Origin of the sequence: Flavobacterium sp. 1 (genome assembly GCF_002797935.1) — a bacterium.
Taxonomy (GTDB): Bacteria; Bacteroidota; Bacteroidia; order Flavobacteriales; family Flavobacteriaceae; genus Flavobacterium.
The window spans coordinates 5,149,784-5,165,512 of sequence record NZ_PGER01000001.1 but is presented as its reverse complement, the minus strand read 5'-3'; the positions used below and the strand labels follow the sequence as shown (position 1 = coordinate 5,165,512).

Here is a 15,729-nt window from a genome sequence, read left to right as displayed (position 1 = left end):
TTATACCAAACCATTTGTTTAATAACAACTTAAAGATTTATATTTGGGTGATTATACAAACTAGCACTTATCAATAAACCTTTTTCTTAGAATGAAAAAAAACAAACTCATTGCTATCTTTTTATTCATAAATGGAATAGCGTTTACACAAAACACAAACTTAAAAGTAAAAATTTCACAAAAAGCCAATTCATTAGAATCTAAAGTCATTGCGTGGCGCAGGGATTTTCATCAAAACCCAGAGTTAGGAAACAGAGAATTCAAAACTGCTGAAAAAATTGCCTCCCATCTTCGTTCTTTAGGAATCGAAGTACAAACGGGTGTTGCAAAAACAGGAGTAGTAGGCATCTTGAGAGGCGGAAAACCAGGCCCGGTTGTAGCGCTAAGAGCTGACATGGACGCTCTGCCTGTAAAGGAAAGGGTTAATATTCCTTTTGCATCAAAAGCCGAAGCGGATTATAACGGAAAAACCGTAAACGTAATGCATGCTTGTGGTCACGATTCTCATATCGCCATTTTGATGGGAACGGCAGAAATTTTGGCATCAATTAAAGAGGAGCTGCACGGCACTGTGAAATTTATTTTTCAGCCTGCCGAAGAAGGGCCTCCTGAAGGTGAGGAAGGAGGAGCAGAATTGATGGTCAAAGAGGGTGTTCTTGAAAATCCCAAAGTAGATGTTATTTTTGGACTGCATATTAATGCTCAAACTGAGGTTGGAAAAATAAAATACCGTCCAAAAGGAACGATGGCATCTTCAGATTGGTTTACAATAAATGTAAAGGGGAAGCAATCTCACGGCGCATATCCATGGATGTCGATTGATCCAATTGTCACGGCTTCACAAATCATTTTGGGTTTACAAACTATAGTCAGCCGCAATGTAGAGCTCACAGAATCTGCAGCCGTTGTCAGCGTTGGGCAAATAAATGCAGGAGTTCGAAATAACATTATCCCTGAAGAACTTACAATGAATGGTACCATTCGTTCATTGGATAGCAAAACACAAAATTTAATACATTCAAGGATAAAACAAATTTCAACCAATATTGCTGAAAGTGCGGGAGCAACTGCAGATGTTTCGATTACTAAAAAAACATTAATTACTTATAATGACCCCACATTAACACAAAATATGTTAGCTACATTAGAAAATGCAGCCGGAAAAGAAAATGTAATACTGACAACAGCAGTAACGGGGGCTGAGGACTTTTCTTTTTACCAAGCGAAAATTCCGGGATTGTTCATTTTTCTAGGCGGAATGCCAAAAGGAAAACAAGCATCAGAAACTGCAGGTCATCACACACCCGATTTCTATATTGACGAAAGTGGTTTTGTATTAGGGATGAAAGTAATGACTGAATTAACGATTGATTATATGAATATGACAAACAGTAAAAAACATTAATAAATTAGATTGTACCTAATCGGTAAAATTAAATTACCTCATATTTTTTCTACACCTTTTACAAATAGAATGAATTTACAAAAAAAAGATCTGACCCCTAAAATTACTCCTGATAGTATTCCTGAAGATTTAACTGTAATCCGAAAAATACTTTTTGACAATTGCAATTTCCAAATCACACAACCCATTCCTGAAACTGAAAGTTCTGAATATGGAGCTTGTCGCTTTATTCTAAATAATTCGAATATTCTGTTTCGAACTGCCAAAATCACACCTACCAAAACTGGTCAGTTTGTTACGCTTTGGAAAAGGATAAATCAAGGTCCTATTCAGCCTTTTGACTCCACAGATCCAATTGATTTATTCGTTGTTAGCGTCAGAAAAGACAATCATTTTGGACTGTTTATTTTTCCAAAATCCGTTCTTATAGCCAAAGAAATTGTTTCGGATAAAAAAGAAGGAAAACGTGCTATTCGTGTTTATCCGCCTTGGAATATAACTGCGAGCAGGCAAGCTCAAAAAACACAAAACTGGCAATTGGATTATTTCTTAGAAGCATCAGTTAACCAATCAATAGATTTAAACCGTGCAAAATCACTCTTCCTTATAAAAGATTAAAAAACTTGTGATTGACAAAATTCAATATTCTTTTTCTTACCTTTAAACCACATCAAGCTAATTTTTAGTATTTTACTCTTTAATTTCTAAAAAAAATATGGACAAAAAAACACACAAATTCAAAACTTTTTTCTTGCCGTTTCTATTGATTCTTGGGCTAAATTTAACTCAGGCACAAGAAAAAAAAGTAGCTCCAACTTCGCAGGAACTATACAACGAAATTGCAGCAATGGATACCGTTCTTTTTGATGCATTCAATACCAAAGATATGGCGAAATTCAAACCTTTATTTGATGAAAATTTAGAATGGTATCAAGACAATGGAGGCTTGCTTTCCTATGAAACCGTTTTTACTAATTTCGAAAAAATGTTTAAAAACGAAAACAAACTCACTCGGCAATTGGTCAAAGGAAGCCTTGAAATACATCCCATAAAAGATTTTGGAGCTATAGAAACAGGAATTCATCAATTTCGGCATATCGAAAACGGGAAAGAAGAAATAGGGACTTTTAAGTTTATGGCTATTTGGAAAAAAGTAAATAACCAATGGAAAATTTCAAGAATGATAAGCTATGATCATTGATTGCTAAAAAATCATCTGGACGTGCCCCCATTAAGAAGCTTTATTTTTTCAATACCTCAGCAATTTTCAAAGCACATTTTTCACCATCAATTGCTGCCGAAATAATTCCTCCTGCATAACCTGCTCCCTCTCCGCAAGGATACAATCCTTTTATTTGTAAATGCTCATAGGAAACAGCGTCTCTAGGAATACGAACTGGCGACGAAGTTCTAGATTCTGGCGCATGTAAAATAGCTTCGTTTGTCAAATATCCCTTCATGGATTTACCAAATTCAGTAAATCCTTCTCTCAAAATTTGAGAAAGGAATCTAGGAAAAACCTGTCCCATTTCTACCGAAGTGGTTCCAGGCACATAAGATGTTTTTGGAATACTGGAAGAAACTTTATTTTGAGTAAAATCGACCATTCGCTGTGCTGGAACTTTTTGGGTCTGACCTGCTAAATGCCAAGCTTTTTGTTCAATGCTTTTTTGAAATTCCATTCCTGCTAAAGCTCCAAATTTTGCAAAAGGCTTAAAATCTTCCTGCTTCAATTCGATCACAATTCCTGAATTAGCTGTTGCTTGATCTCGTTTAGATGGAGACCAGCCATTCGTAACTACTTCTCCCGGACTAGTAGCACAAGGTGCGATTACACCTCCCGGACACATACAAAACGAATACATTCCACGACCATTTACCTGTTTCACTATAGAATAAGGTGCCGGTGGCAAATGTTCGCCACGATAATCACAACTGTATTGAATACTATCAATTAATGACTGCGGATGCTCGGCTCTTACGCCCAAGGCAAAAGGCTTAGCTTCGATAAGCACTTTCTTTTTGTCCAATAATTCAAATATATCCCGAGCCGAATGTCCTGTTGCAAGAATTAATTTATTGGCCAAAATCGTGTCACCGCTTTGGATTACAATCCCTTCAACCTCATTATTTTTTATCAAAATATCGGTCAACCGAGTTTCAAACAAAACCTGACCTCCACATTCGATGATTTTCTCTCGAATATCCTGTATAATTTGGGGTAATTTATTGGTTCCAATATGAGGGTGAGCATCTACTAATATATCTCCAGTTGCTCCAAAAGCAACTAATAATTCCAGTATTCGAGTGACATCTCCGCGTTTTTTGGAACGAGTATATAATTTTCCGTCCGAATAAGTTCCTGCTCCTCCTTCGCCAAAACAATAATTAGAATCTTCATCAACAATATGATCTCTATTTATTGCTTTCAAATCGCGGCGACGACCACGAACGTCTTTTCCGCGTTCAACAACTATTGGCTTTAAACCCAACTCTATTAATTGCAAAGCAGCAAAAAGCCCAGCTGGTCCTGCTCCAACGACGATTACTTCTTGAGCTGTCGAAACATTTTTATAATCCGGAAGTTCTATTTTTTGTTCCTGAAAAGGTTCTCCTTTTAAATAAATCGAAACTTTCAAATTGATTTTGATTGCTTTTTGACGGGCATCAATAGAGCGTTTCAAAACAACAACATGCTGCATCTCATTTGCCGAAATTTTTATTTGTTTTGATAAATAATCTTTCAGCAAAGATTCGTTGGAGGCAATTTCTGGAGAAACTTGTAATAGGAGTTCTTGTGGCATGTTTTCTAAATACTTCGATTTTTAGACTATTAAAAATAAAACAATCTGTTTGCAAAAGTAGTATTTTGAATCCAATTCTAATTGATCAAACAAGAATCCGATGCAAAATCATATTTATTTACAACAAGTCTGTGTAACTTTACACACTTAAATCAAATCAAATTCGCAACAATATAATGTCCAGAAAAATAAAATTAATATGGGATTTTCGTGGCTCTGCATCTGCAAAAACAGCCGAACATCATGAAATTCATTTAAAAGAATACATCGCTATTGAGAAATTACCGTTAAATATTACCGGTTTTCAAATCTTAGATGAAATGTATGCAATCGCATATATGGTGGTAATGGAAGAAAATATGATACAAGTACGTGATGCTTTAAAACCGCATCGAGGGGAAGTTTACACTGAAAGTTAAATTCTAAAAAAAATCCAAATTCCAGTTTTTTTCTCGTTTGAGTTTTGGAATTTGGAATATATTATTTGAAATTTACTTTTAATTAGCCACTTCGCTAATGAATTTTATCCGCATCAATCGCAATTCATCTATATCATAATCTCCATCAAATTCTTTAAGCGCTTTTTCAATATTATCCGATTCTGAATCCATAAAATAATCATGAATTTCTTCTTGCTGATCGTCATCCAGCATTTCGTCAATCCAATATTTGATGTTCAATTTGGTTCCAGAATAAACGATTTGCTCCATCTCTTTTATCAAATCGTCCATTTTTAACCCTTTTGCGGAAGCGATATCTGTTAAAGCCAGTTTTCTATCGATATTTTGAATGATATACAGCTTATTGACCGAGTTAACCCCGGTAGATTTGACAACCAAATCATCAGGGCGTATAATATCATTTTCTTCTACATAACGGTTTATTAATTCAATGAATTCTTTACCGTATTTTTTGGCTTTTCCTTCTCCAACTCCATGAATATTAATCAACTCTGCTTGAGAAATAGGATATTTTAAAGCCATATCTTCCAAAGAAGGATCCTGAAAAACTACAAACGGAGGGACTCCAAGTTTTTTGGCTACTTTTTTTCGTAATTCACGCAGCATTGACATTAGTAATTCATCTGCAGTTCCTGACGATTTTGCAGCTGTTACGATAGCTTCATCTTCAGATTCATTGTATTCATGATCTTCGGACATCAAAAAAGATTCTGGGTTTTTCATAAAAGCCAAACCTTCATTTGTGATTTCTATAATACCATACGTTTCAATATCTTTTGATAACAGACCTGCAACAAGAACTTGCCGTAATAATGCCATCCAAAATTTTTCGTCATGGTTCGATCCTGAACCAAAAAAGGACTGAGAATCTGTTTTATGCGCATTGATAACTGCATTTACACGGCCAATTAATGTAAATACAATCTCTTTTGATTTATAAATATGTTTGGTTTTTTTGACAACTTCCAATAGTTTCAGCACTTCGTCTTTGGCTTCCACTTTAGTTTTTGGATTACGGACATTGTCATCCATATCTGCCCCTTCACCTGTTTCGCTGTCGAATTCTTCACCAAAATAATGAAGTAAAAATTTTCTCCTAGACATCGAAGTTTCGGCATAAGCCACAACTTCCTGCAATAAGGCAAAACCTATTTCTTGCTCAGCAACCGGTTTTCCTGATAGAAATTTTTCTAATTTCTCTACATCTTTATAAGAGTAATAAGCAAGACAGTGTCCTTCGCCTCCGTCTCTACCGGCACGGCCTGTTTCCTGATAATAACTTTCTAATGATTTTGGAATATCATGGTGAATTACAAAACGCACATCGGGTTTGTCAATTCCCATACCGAACGCGATTGTAGCAACAACAACTTCGACATCTTCCATCAAAAACATATCCTGATGTTTTGCTCTTGTTTTTGCGTCCAGACCTGCATGATACGGAACGGCACTTATTCCGTTTACCTGTAACACTTCGGCGATTGATTCTACTTTTTTACGGCTCAAACAGTAAATAATACCAGATTTCCCTTTATGCTGTTTTATAAACCGAATGATATCCGATTCAATATTTTTGGTCTTCGTACGCACTTCATAAAACAAATTGGCTCTATTAAATGAAGCTTTAAACGTTGTCGCATTAGACATCTCCAAATTCTTCAAGATATCCTCTTGTACTTTTGGAGTTGCAGTAGCGGTAAGTCCTATAATCGGAACTTCCCCTAGCTGTTTAATGATATTTTTTAAATTACGGTATTCTGGCCTAAAATCATGACCCCATTCCGAAATGCAATGCGCTTCATCAATTGCAACAAATGAAATAGGCACTGTCTGCAGAAAGGCAACATACTCCTCTTTTGTCAAAGATTCTGGAGCTACATACAAAAGTTTAGTTATACCCGCTGTAATATCGGATTTAACTTGTGTAATTTCAGTTTTGGTAAGTGAGGAATTTAAAACATGGGCGATCCCATTTTCGGAAGAAAGGCTTCGAATAGCATCTACCTGATTCTTCATTAATGCTATTAAAGGAGATACAACAATGGCAGTTCCTTCTTGAACTAAAGCTGGTAATTGGTAACAGAGTGATTTTCCTCCGCCAGTAGGCATAATTACAAAAGTATTCTGCTTATTAAGCAAACTTTTTATAACATTTTCCTGCAAGCCTTTGAACTTGCTAAAGCCAAAATACTTCTTTAATTCTTTGTCTATGTCAATTTCGTTTGAATTCATTCTTTAATATGTGGTATTTTATATAAATTTGCGGCACATAAAGATACAACTTTCTTTTACACTTACAAATTTTAAATTATCTGTTTTGATTACAAAAGAAAACATATTAGCTAACGCTAAAAAAACAATTGAATCAGAAAGCAAATCTATAGCTAAATTAATTGACTTCATCGACGATACATTTGCGGAAGCGGTAGAATGTATTTACAATTCCAAAGGGAGATTAGTCGTAACTGGGATTGGCAAAAGTGCTATTATCGCTCAAAAAATGGTAGCATCATTCAATTCGACAGGTACTCCTTCCTTATTTTTACATGCCTCAGAAGCCATACACGGCGATTTAGGAATGCTGCAAAAAGACGATGTTGTTATTTGCATATCAAAAAGCGGTAATAGTCCAGAAATCAAAGCATTAGTCCCACTTTTGACCCGTTTTGGCAACAAATTAATTGGCATGACAGGAAATATGACTTCCTTTTTAGCCAAGGGTTCTCATTACGTTTTAAACACAACCGTTGATAAAGAAGCCTGCCCATTGAACCTAGCCCCTACTAATAGCACAACCGCACAATTAGTTATGGGAGATGCTATTGTTGTCTGTTTAATGGAAATGAGAAATTTCAAGGCAGAAGATTTTGCCGTTTATCATCCAGGTGGTGCTTTAGGTAAAAAATTACTGCTTCGCGTAAAAGACATGCTGGAACATACCTTAAAACCTGAAGTAAGCCCTGATACTCCTGTTAAAAAAGCAATTTTTGAAATTTCGGAGAAACGCTTAGGGGTAACAGCCGTTGTAGAAAACAATAAAGTAGTTGGAATAATCACTGACGGAGATATTCGAAGAATGTTAAACGACAGAGATACGATTGCCGATTTGACTGCAAAAGACATTATGACCAAAAATCCAAAAACAGTACAATCAACAAATATGGTTGTAGATGCCTTTAATATAATGGAGGATTTCTCAATCACTCAATTAATCGTTGTTGACAATGGAGAGTACAAAGGAGTATTGCATTTACATGATATTTTAAAAGAAGGGATTGTATAATGGCAAAGAAAAATCTGGGCGAGATGTCCTTTTTAGACCATCTGGAAGAATTAAGATGGCTTTTAGTTAGAAGTACAACGGCTGTAATTATTATGGCTTTTGTTACTTATTTTATAAGTGATTACTTGTTTGACACTATTATATTTGGACCAACAAGACCCACCTTTTTTACTTACCGATATTTTTGTGAATTATCACATCAATTGGGTTTTGCAGACAGCATCTGCATAACCGAAATGCCTTTTATCATTCAAAATACTGAAATGGAAGGTCAGGTTAATATTTTTGTATGGATGTGTATTTTGGCTGGATTTATTTTAAGTTTTCCCTATATTTTATGGGAAGTTTGGAAATTTATCAGTCCTGCTTTGTATGAAAAAGAAAAGAAAAATGCTAGAGTATTTATATTTACATCGTCATTACTTTTCTTTTTAGGAGTTTTATTTGGATATTACGTTGTTATTCCGATGTCGGTGAATTTTGTGGCGACTTTTACGGTAAGTGATGTTGTCAAGAATCAATTTACATTAGACTCTTACATCGGCATGGTAAAAACCAGTATTCTGGCCAGTGGATTGTTCTTTGAGTTGCCTATAATTATTTATTTCCTGACAAAATTAGGACTCGTAACCCCAGAATTTCTAAGAAAATATTGGAAATATGCCGTTGTAATAATCTTGATTGTAGCCGCAATTGTAACGCCTCCAGATGTGGTGAGCCAAACTATTGTTGCTATTCCAATGTTGCTTATTTATGAAGTAAGCATATTGATTTCAAAAATTGTAGTATTAAATAAAAAGAAAGCAAATGTCTGATATCGTACAAGAATTCAATGACTATCGTTCTAAAATGAACGAAAAATTATTGGCCGACAATAATAAAATCGTAAAACGTATTTTCAATCTTGACACCAATGCTTATACTCCTGGAGCCTTAGATGTAAAAACCAAAGAACTTTTAGGACTGGTAGCCTCGGCTGTTTTACGATGCGATGACTGCGTAAAATACCATTTAGAAACCAGCTATAAAGAAGGAATTACCAAAGAAGAAATGATGGAAGCTATGGGAATTGCAACTCTTGTAGGAGGAACAATTGTCGTACCGCATTTACGCAGGGCTTATGAATTTTGGGAAGCCTTGGAGGAAACAGAAACTAAATAATTGTTAATAGGTTTATTTGTTGATTCGTTTATTCGTTTATTTATAACGAATAAACAAATCAAACGTTTAAACGATTAAACTAAAAAGATGAAATTAAGAGCAGAAAATTTAATAAAAACCTACAAAGGCCGTAGTGTTGTAAAAGGGATTTCGGTAGAAGTAAATCAAGGTGAGATCGTAGGGCTTCTAGGTCCTAATGGTGCTGGAAAAACTACTTCTTTTTATATGATTGTAGGTTTGGTAAAACCCAACTCTGGAAATATTTATCTGGATGATTTGAATATTACCGATTATCCAATGTACAAAAGAGCTCAACAAGGAATTGGATATTTGGCACAAGAAGCTTCTGTTTTTAGAAAATTAAGTATTGAAGACAATATTTTGAGCGTATTGCAACTAACCAAACTTTCTAAAGAAGAGCAAGTAGCCAAAATGGAAAGTTTGATTGCAGAATTTAGCTTGGAACACATTCGTACAAATCGTGGAGATTTACTTTCAGGAGGGGAACGTCGACGTACTGAAATTGCCCGTTGTTTAGCCACAGATCCAAAATTTATCTTACTCGATGAGCCTTTTGCAGGAGTTGACCCTGTTGCTGTAGAAGATATTCAGAGAATTGTAGCCCAGTTGAAAAATAAAAACATAGGAATCTTAATAACCGACCACAACGTACAGGAAACGCTGGCTATTACCGACAAAACCTATCTTATGTTTGAAGGAGGTATTCTAAAAGCAGGTATTCCAGAAGAATTGGTTGAAGACGAAATGGTACGCCGTGTTTATCTTGGACAAAATTTCGAATTGAGAAAAAAGAAACTGGAATTTTAATTTAGTTTTTGATGCTTATATTTTTGTTTTCAGTTACAAACAATAAATAAAACTAAAAATGTCCTTAAACCAAGAACCTTCTGAAGAAACCTCAAAGAGATGGAAAAACGACCCAAACAATTGGATTTGGGGAATTTTTTATTATAACAAAGAAGACCAACGCATTTTTCCTCCTAAGAAAAGTGAAGAAATAGGTAGTACCATAAATTTCGCAAACCCAAAATCGGTATTGGCTTTACTTGGCACTTTGGCTTTTTTTGGAATGGTTGTCTTTTTTATTTTAACCAAAAAGTAATCAAAATATTATTCTACCGTAATATATTGCAGCTGCTGTAAGTCGCCATTATAGACATTAACATCTACATTATAATCGATTCCTGGAACAGTAGCTTTCTCCGTAAATTGCCAAAAGAGCCAATCGTCTTGAATTTCTTCCCGATAAAAGTTATAATTAGCAATCCAAAAAAGATAATCGCCAAATTCTTCTTTCAGGAAATCATCATAGTATTTCTCTCCTGTGTAGATAATTGGTCTAACTCCATAATGCGATTCTACAGCTTTTAGCCAGCGCCTTAAACCAACTTTTAGACGTTCAATAGATTGTTCTTTCGGAAGTTTCTCAATGTCCAAAACTGGTGGCAGATCGCCTTTTTTCAGCTTTACTGTTTTAATAAAAAGTTCAGCTTGCTCAAGAGAGTTTTCGTTTGGACGATAATAATGATAGGCTCCGCGGATCATTTTATTTTCTTTGGCTCCAAGCCAATTTCTTTTAAACTGACGATCTACTCTATCGTTCCCTACTGTGGCACGAATAAAAACATAATGCAAGGGATATTTTTCTTCTATAGTATCAACATACGACCAGCGGACTTTTCCCTGATATTCGGAAACATCTATACCTACAACTTTACCATTATTTTTTTCTAAAACCTTTAGATTTCGAGCTTCAGAAAAGACATTGGTATCGTTATTTAAATTTGACTTAAAACCCAAATAATGAGCAAAACTGGAACGATAATGATAAGCAATTGACAGCACTGCAAAAAACAAAAAAACAAGTATTAAATTGCCAAAAAATTTAGTGGAAAAAACAGTGCTTTTCTTTTTTGTTTTCCGATTATATGAAGTTCTTGTATTCTTACTTTTCATTCAAAATAAAACTACTTTTTTAGAAACTTATTGTTAATTACTGAAAGTAAAACGTAGAAGATAATTATTAATGGTATTGCTAAATAATTTAGAGAAACCAATAATAAAACAGCGATAATTAAAAACACTATCTGGAGTGCATTATCCCTAAAATTAAACTTTTTTATTTTTAAAGAAAATAAAGAAATTTCGGCATTTAAGATATAGGCACTAAACAAGGATATTAATAATAATACCCATTTCTCTGTCAAAATTTCAAGTACTAGTAATGACTCTCCCGAATAATGTTCGAGCACTAACGGAAGACTCAATATAAAAAGAGCATTTGCCGGAGTAGGCAGTCCTATGAATGAATCTGTTTGACGCGTGTCAATGTTGAATTTTGCCAAACGCATGCACGACCCCAAAGTAATGATAAAGCCCAAATATGGAAAAAACTGCAAATATCCTTCACTCATATAAATCGAACTGCTTTGCATCATTTTGAACATTACAAATCCAGGAACGACACCACTAGTGACCATATCGGCCAATGAATCCAATTGTAACCCTAAAGGACCTGAAACTTTGAACAGACGAGCAAAAAAACCATCAAAAAAATCTAAAAAAATTCCGAGACAAACAAAAAAGAATGCCATTTCAAATTTATCATTACTTACAAATATCAGAGCGACACAGCCACACAAAAGGTTTAATAATGTAATTGTATTTGGAATGTGTTTTTTGATGTTCATAGTGTTTAAAATTGAATTATAAGCTTGGCAAATTTACTATATTAAGTGAAAGTGTTGCTCGTTTTGTTGAGAGATTTTAAATTATTAATAACAAAAATTATTAATTAATTGAATTGAAGCAGTTACATCATCAAAAAACTTTATTTTTGAAAAATATTAAAACGCTTTAAACCGACAAATAAGATCCGTTGAAAAAAACACAGCTTTTTTTATTCCTTTTCATTGTAAATAGCATCTATTGCCAAACCGTTCGGAAATACTCTAATGAGTTTATGAATATTGGTGTAGATGCTGGAGCTTTAGGAATGTCAAATGCAGTTGTTGCCTCTACTTCTGATGTTAATTCCTGTTATTGGAATCCAGCTGGACTAATGCATCTGGAAGATGATCAAATCTCTTTAATGCATTCTAATTATTTTGCCAATATTGCTAAATATGACTATGCCGCTTATGCCAGTCCTATTGATGACCGAAGTGCTTGGGGAATTTCATTAATCCGTTTTGGGGTTGATGATATTATGAATACAACTGATTTAATTGATAATGAAGGCAACATCGATTACAATAGAATCAAACTCTTCTCAACAGCCGACTACGGTTTTACTTTTTCCTATGCTGTAAAACTACCTGTTCCAGGCTTTCAATATGGAGTAAATGCTAAAATTATCCGACGAATAATTGGTGACTTTGCAACTTCTTGGGGATTTGGATTTGACTTTGGTTTACAGTTTGAAAAAAATGACTGGCAGTTTGGATTGATGCTTCGGGATATTACAACAACATACAATGTTTGGAATATTAACGAAGAAGCTTATCAGAAAATAGCCGATGCTATTCCTGGCCAGAATCAAGAAGCACCTGAAAGTACAGAGATTACACTTCCTAAAGCGCAACTAGGAGCCGCCAAAAAATTTATTTTTCATGAGGATTACAGTCTTTTGACTACCGCAAATATGAATATGCAATTTACAAAGACTAATGATCTAATTTCAAGCAGTTTTGTTAGTATAGATCCCGCCGTCGGCTTGGAATTTGGTTATACTAATCTTGCCTTTTTGAGAGCTGGCATTGGTAATTTCCAACATGTAACACAATTGGATAGTAGCGAAAAAATAGGGTTCCAGCCCAACATTGGCTTAGGATTTAAATATAAAGGAATTGCTATCGATTATGCATTAACCGCTTTAGGAAATCAAAGCACTGCATTGTATTCAAATGTTTTTTCATTAAAAATTGATTTATCTCTTTTTAGAAACTAACTTTGATTATTTAAAAAACACGTCTTATTTTATATCTAAAAAAATAGCAAAATGAAAACTGCCTTATTAAAAAAAATATTCGTTTGCATTCTTTTATTGAGTTCGATTTATAATTCATTTGCCCAGAATGTTTTATTATCCAAAAACGCTGCTATCAGCATAATGACTTGCGGTACTGGGAATGAACTTTATTCCTTGTTTGGGCACACAGCCATAAGAGTTCATGATATTGAGAACAATCTAGATGTTGTTTATAATTATGGTGCCTTTGATTTTGATACCCCAAATTTTGCAATGCAGTTTACTAAAGGTGATTTAGATTATTTTATAGTAAACAATCGCTATATTGATTTTATTAATCAGTACAATTATGAAAAAAGAGACGTTTACGAACAGGAATTAAACATTCCGTTAGAACTTAAACAAGAATTATTTGAAAATTTAGCCCAGTCCATGTTATCTGATGAACGCTTATATCAGTATAAATTCATTGATAATAATTGTACTTCGAAGGTTGTAGACGTTATCAATAAAACATTAAAAACCAAAGTAATTACCAAAAAAGTAGACACTGACCAAACTTACAGATCTATTTTATTTCCTTATTTTAACAATCATTTTTATGAGAAACTGGGAACAAGTATTGTTTTTGGAACAAAAGTGGATCAAATGGGGACAAAAATATTTTTGCCTTTTGAACTTCAAAAAAGCTTGAAACTCATTCGATATCAAAACCAGCCTTTATGCAAAGAGAACAAAACAATATTAAATTTTGAAGAAGAAGCTCCATTTTCTTGGTGGAATAACAGTTATACTTATCTCTTTATTTTAGGATTTGTAACTCTGATAAACAAGAAAAGTATTGATTATATTTATCTGTCGATAATATCCTCATTAGGTTTATTGTTTGTTTTTTTAGGATTTTATTCCTCCCATCAAGAATTGGGATATAACTACAATATACTATTATTCAGCCCTTTTGTCTTAATTGTATTATATTTTGCTAAAACAAAAAACTCAAAATGGACATACAAATTAGCTGTTTTCAATATCCTGCTACTGATTGTTTATTGCAGTATAATGTTCACAAAAATTCATTTACTCATTGTTTCACCAATATTGTTAACCAATTTAGTTGTTTTAACAAGATTAGCCATTAAAAACAAAAAGCGTATTCCAATAATTATTTAATATTACTGACCTCTATAAAACAAAACTGTTGAGATGGTTTTGAAAGCAATATTTAAATCCAAATAGATGCTTCTGTGTTTGATGTAATATAAGTCGTATTGCAGTTTTATTAAGCTGTCTTCTAAATTTAAGCCATAGGGATAATTGATCTGAGCCCAGCCAGTAAGCCCCGGTTTTATTATATGACGTGTTTCATAGAATGGCATAATTTGAGCAATTTCATTCACAAATACAGGTCGTTCTGGTCTTGGTCCAATTACCGCCATATCTCCTTTCAAAATGTTAATAAACTGCGGAAACTCGTCTATTCTGGTTTTTCTTAAAAATTTTCCAAATTTAGTTATTCTGGAATCATTAACTTTAGCAAAAACGGCTCCAGTTTTTTCGGCATTCTTAACCATAGTCCTGAATTTAATTATTCTAAAAACAACACCATCTTTACCAACTCTTTTTTGAGTATAAAACAAGCTTCCTTTATTCCAAAAAACATTACCAATAAGAATTATCGGAATCAAAACAAGCCCAAAACTTAATCCGATTAATGACAAAATAATTTCAAAAAAACGGTTGATAATTAAGTACAGTTTGTTTTGATTACTGCGGCTGAATGGAAAAAAACGATAAAAATCTCTAGAAATATACTGAACAGGGATACGCTGCGTTTTGCTTTCATATACTTGTGTATATTCTCTAATGCTCTTACCCGATTCCAACAACTGAAGCAATTGGTGGTATAAATCAGCTGTAATTCCATCCGTTTTTTGAGAAGCCACCACTATTTCCGAAATGCCATTTTTAGCAACAAATGAAATTAACTCCTTTATTTCAATATGTCTCACATATTGAAATTCAAAATCGGAAGATGAACCACTATCAAGATTTATATATCCGATAATTTTATAATGAGGATCAACACTTTCTAATCCTGAAACAAGTTCTTCAACTTGATCTTTATCACATACTAATACTGCATTTTGAACAAACCTGTTGGAAGCTAAAAAATGAAGATAAATCATTCTCCAAGCATATAAAGCTATAAAAAACGTTATGTAAAAAAACACAAGCTGCAAACGGTTTTTGGGTAACTCCGGAGACAAAATGGGTGTCAACAAATAAGATAGAACTGTTGAAGTTGTCGTTAAAATTGCACTTCGCAATACTTGAAAATTATTGCTTGCTACTTGAAGATTGTACATTTCAAAAATACCTCCAAACAGATTGATATATATACCCAAAACAATAACCCAATAGTAATTGGTTGCCGAAAATTGAAAATAATTGAAATTAAAAAAAAATCCTAAACAATACAGGCCTAATAATACAAAAACCACATCAAAAATCCGTAAAAGCAGTTTACGCTCAGATATTTCGAAATGCATTTTTTTTGAATTACTCATTGTCAACAGAGTTGTATTTAACCGCAAGATAGCTATTATATAAAAAACAAACCTTTT

The 15,729-nt window shown here is 33.8% G+C and carries 16 protein-coding genes; 11 read left to right on the top strand and 5 right to left on the bottom strand.

What is annotated here, in order from left to right:
- Positions 1 to 91: 91 nt before the first annotated feature.
- The 3 genes from CLU83_RS21155 to CLU83_RS21145 all read left to right on the top strand — a co-directional run bounded on the left by CLU83_RS21155 (position 92) and on the right by CLU83_RS21145 (position 2,606).
- On the top strand, positions 92 to 1,405 hold the full coding sequence (locus CLU83_RS21155; protein ID WP_100433427.1) for an amidohydrolase: 1,314 nt from the start codon (positions 92 to 94) through the stop codon (positions 1,403 to 1,405).
- Positions 1,406 to 1,474: 69 nt separating this feature from the next.
- On the top strand, positions 1,475 to 2,023 hold the full coding sequence (locus tag CLU83_RS21150) for a MepB family protein (protein ID WP_100433426.1): 549 nt from the start codon (positions 1,475 to 1,477) through the stop codon (positions 2,021 to 2,023).
- Positions 2,024 to 2,120: 97 nt separating this feature from the next.
- Positions 2,121 to 2,606 carry a nuclear transport factor 2 family protein gene (locus CLU83_RS21145; RefSeq protein ID WP_100433425.1) on the top strand — a complete coding sequence of 162 codons (486 nt, stop codon included), beginning with the start codon at positions 2,121 to 2,123 and terminating at the stop codon, positions 2,604 to 2,606.
- A 40-nt stretch (positions 2,607 to 2,646) separates the two neighbouring features.
- Here the strand turns inward: CLU83_RS21145 and CLU83_RS21140 are convergent, their stop codons facing one another.
- A complete protein-coding gene (locus CLU83_RS21140) occupies positions 2,647 to 4,209 on the bottom strand; it encodes an NAD(P)/FAD-dependent oxidoreductase (RefSeq protein ID WP_100433424.1) in 1,563 nt (520 codons plus the stop codon).
- A gap of 176 nt (positions 4,210 to 4,385) precedes the next feature.
- On the opposite strand from CLU83_RS21140, the gene CLU83_RS21135 reads away from it, so the two are divergent.
- Positions 4,386 to 4,628, top strand: coding sequence for a hypothetical protein (locus CLU83_RS21135; RefSeq protein ID WP_100433423.1), 243 nt, complete (start codon positions 4,386 to 4,388; stop codon positions 4,626 to 4,628).
- Between the two features lie 78 nt (positions 4,629 to 4,706).
- On the opposite strand, the gene recQ is transcribed toward CLU83_RS21135, so the two are convergent.
- Positions 4,707 to 6,902, bottom strand: a complete 2,196-nt coding sequence (gene recQ / locus CLU83_RS21130) for a DNA helicase RecQ (RefSeq protein WP_100433422.1) — start codon at positions 6,900 to 6,902, stop codon at positions 4,707 to 4,709.
- A gap of 85 nt (positions 6,903 to 6,987) precedes the next feature.
- On the opposite strand from recQ, the gene CLU83_RS21125 reads away from it, so the two are divergent.
- The 5 genes from CLU83_RS21125 to CLU83_RS21105 all read left to right on the top strand — a co-directional run bounded on the left by CLU83_RS21125 (position 6,988) and on the right by CLU83_RS21105 (position 10,237).
- Complete coding sequence (locus CLU83_RS21125; RefSeq protein ID WP_198512323.1) at positions 6,988 to 7,953, top strand: SIS domain-containing protein; 966 nt, start codon at positions 6,988 to 6,990, stop codon at positions 7,951 to 7,953.
- Positions 7,953 to 8,768: a twin-arginine translocase subunit TatC gene (tatC, locus tag CLU83_RS21120; RefSeq protein ID WP_100433421.1), complete on the top strand. Its 816-nt coding sequence runs from the start codon at positions 7,953 to 7,955 to the stop codon at positions 8,766 to 8,768. The genes CLU83_RS21125 and tatC overlap by 1 nt, the downstream gene beginning before the upstream one ends.
- On the top strand, positions 8,761 to 9,114 hold the full coding sequence (locus CLU83_RS21115) for a carboxymuconolactone decarboxylase family protein (RefSeq protein WP_100433420.1): 354 nt from the start codon (positions 8,761 to 8,763) through the stop codon (positions 9,112 to 9,114). Before tatC ends, CLU83_RS21115 begins: the two co-directional genes overlap by 8 nt.
- An 87-nt stretch (positions 9,115 to 9,201) precedes the next feature.
- Positions 9,202 to 9,942 carry an LPS export ABC transporter ATP-binding protein gene (gene lptB / locus CLU83_RS21110; protein ID WP_077373991.1) on the top strand — a complete coding sequence of 247 codons (741 nt, stop codon included), beginning with the start codon at positions 9,202 to 9,204 and terminating at the stop codon, positions 9,940 to 9,942.
- 58 nt (positions 9,943 to 10,000) lie between these two features.
- Entirely contained in the window at positions 10,001 to 10,237 is a 237-nt protein-coding gene (locus CLU83_RS21105) for a DUF5808 domain-containing protein (RefSeq protein ID WP_100433419.1), read from the top strand.
- Positions 10,238 to 10,245: 8 nt separating this feature from the next.
- On the opposite strand, the gene CLU83_RS21100 is transcribed toward CLU83_RS21105, so the two are convergent.
- Both CLU83_RS21100 and CLU83_RS21095 read right to left on the bottom strand, forming a co-directional pair.
- Positions 10,246 to 11,091 carry a glycoside hydrolase family 25 protein gene (locus tag CLU83_RS21100; protein WP_100433418.1) on the bottom strand — a complete coding sequence of 282 codons (846 nt, stop codon included), beginning with the start codon at positions 11,089 to 11,091 and terminating at the stop codon, positions 10,246 to 10,248.
- 11 nt (positions 11,092 to 11,102) lie between these two features.
- Entirely contained in the window at positions 11,103 to 11,825 is a 723-nt protein-coding gene (locus CLU83_RS21095) for a phosphatidylcholine/phosphatidylserine synthase (protein WP_100433417.1), read from the bottom strand.
- A 272-nt stretch (positions 11,826 to 12,097) separates the two neighbouring features.
- Here CLU83_RS21095 and CLU83_RS21090 point away from each other — a divergent pair, with 272 nt between their 5' ends.
- Both CLU83_RS21090 and CLU83_RS21085 read left to right on the top strand, forming a co-directional pair.
- On the top strand, positions 12,098 to 13,084 hold the full coding sequence (locus CLU83_RS21090; protein WP_100433416.1) for a PorV/PorQ family protein: 987 nt from the start codon (positions 12,098 to 12,100) through the stop codon (positions 13,082 to 13,084).
- A gap of 51 nt (positions 13,085 to 13,135) precedes the next feature.
- A complete protein-coding gene (locus CLU83_RS21085) occupies positions 13,136 to 14,275 on the top strand; it encodes a DUF4105 domain-containing protein (protein WP_100433415.1) in 1,140 nt (379 codons plus the stop codon).
- A 2-nt stretch (positions 14,276 to 14,277) separates the two neighbouring features.
- Here the strand turns inward: CLU83_RS21085 and CLU83_RS21080 are convergent, their stop codons facing one another.
- Positions 14,278 to 15,672, bottom strand: a complete 1,395-nt coding sequence (locus tag CLU83_RS21080) for an exopolysaccharide biosynthesis polyprenyl glycosylphosphotransferase (protein ID WP_100433414.1) — start codon at positions 15,670 to 15,672, stop codon at positions 14,278 to 14,280.
- Positions 15,673 to 15,729: the final 57 nt, after the last annotated feature.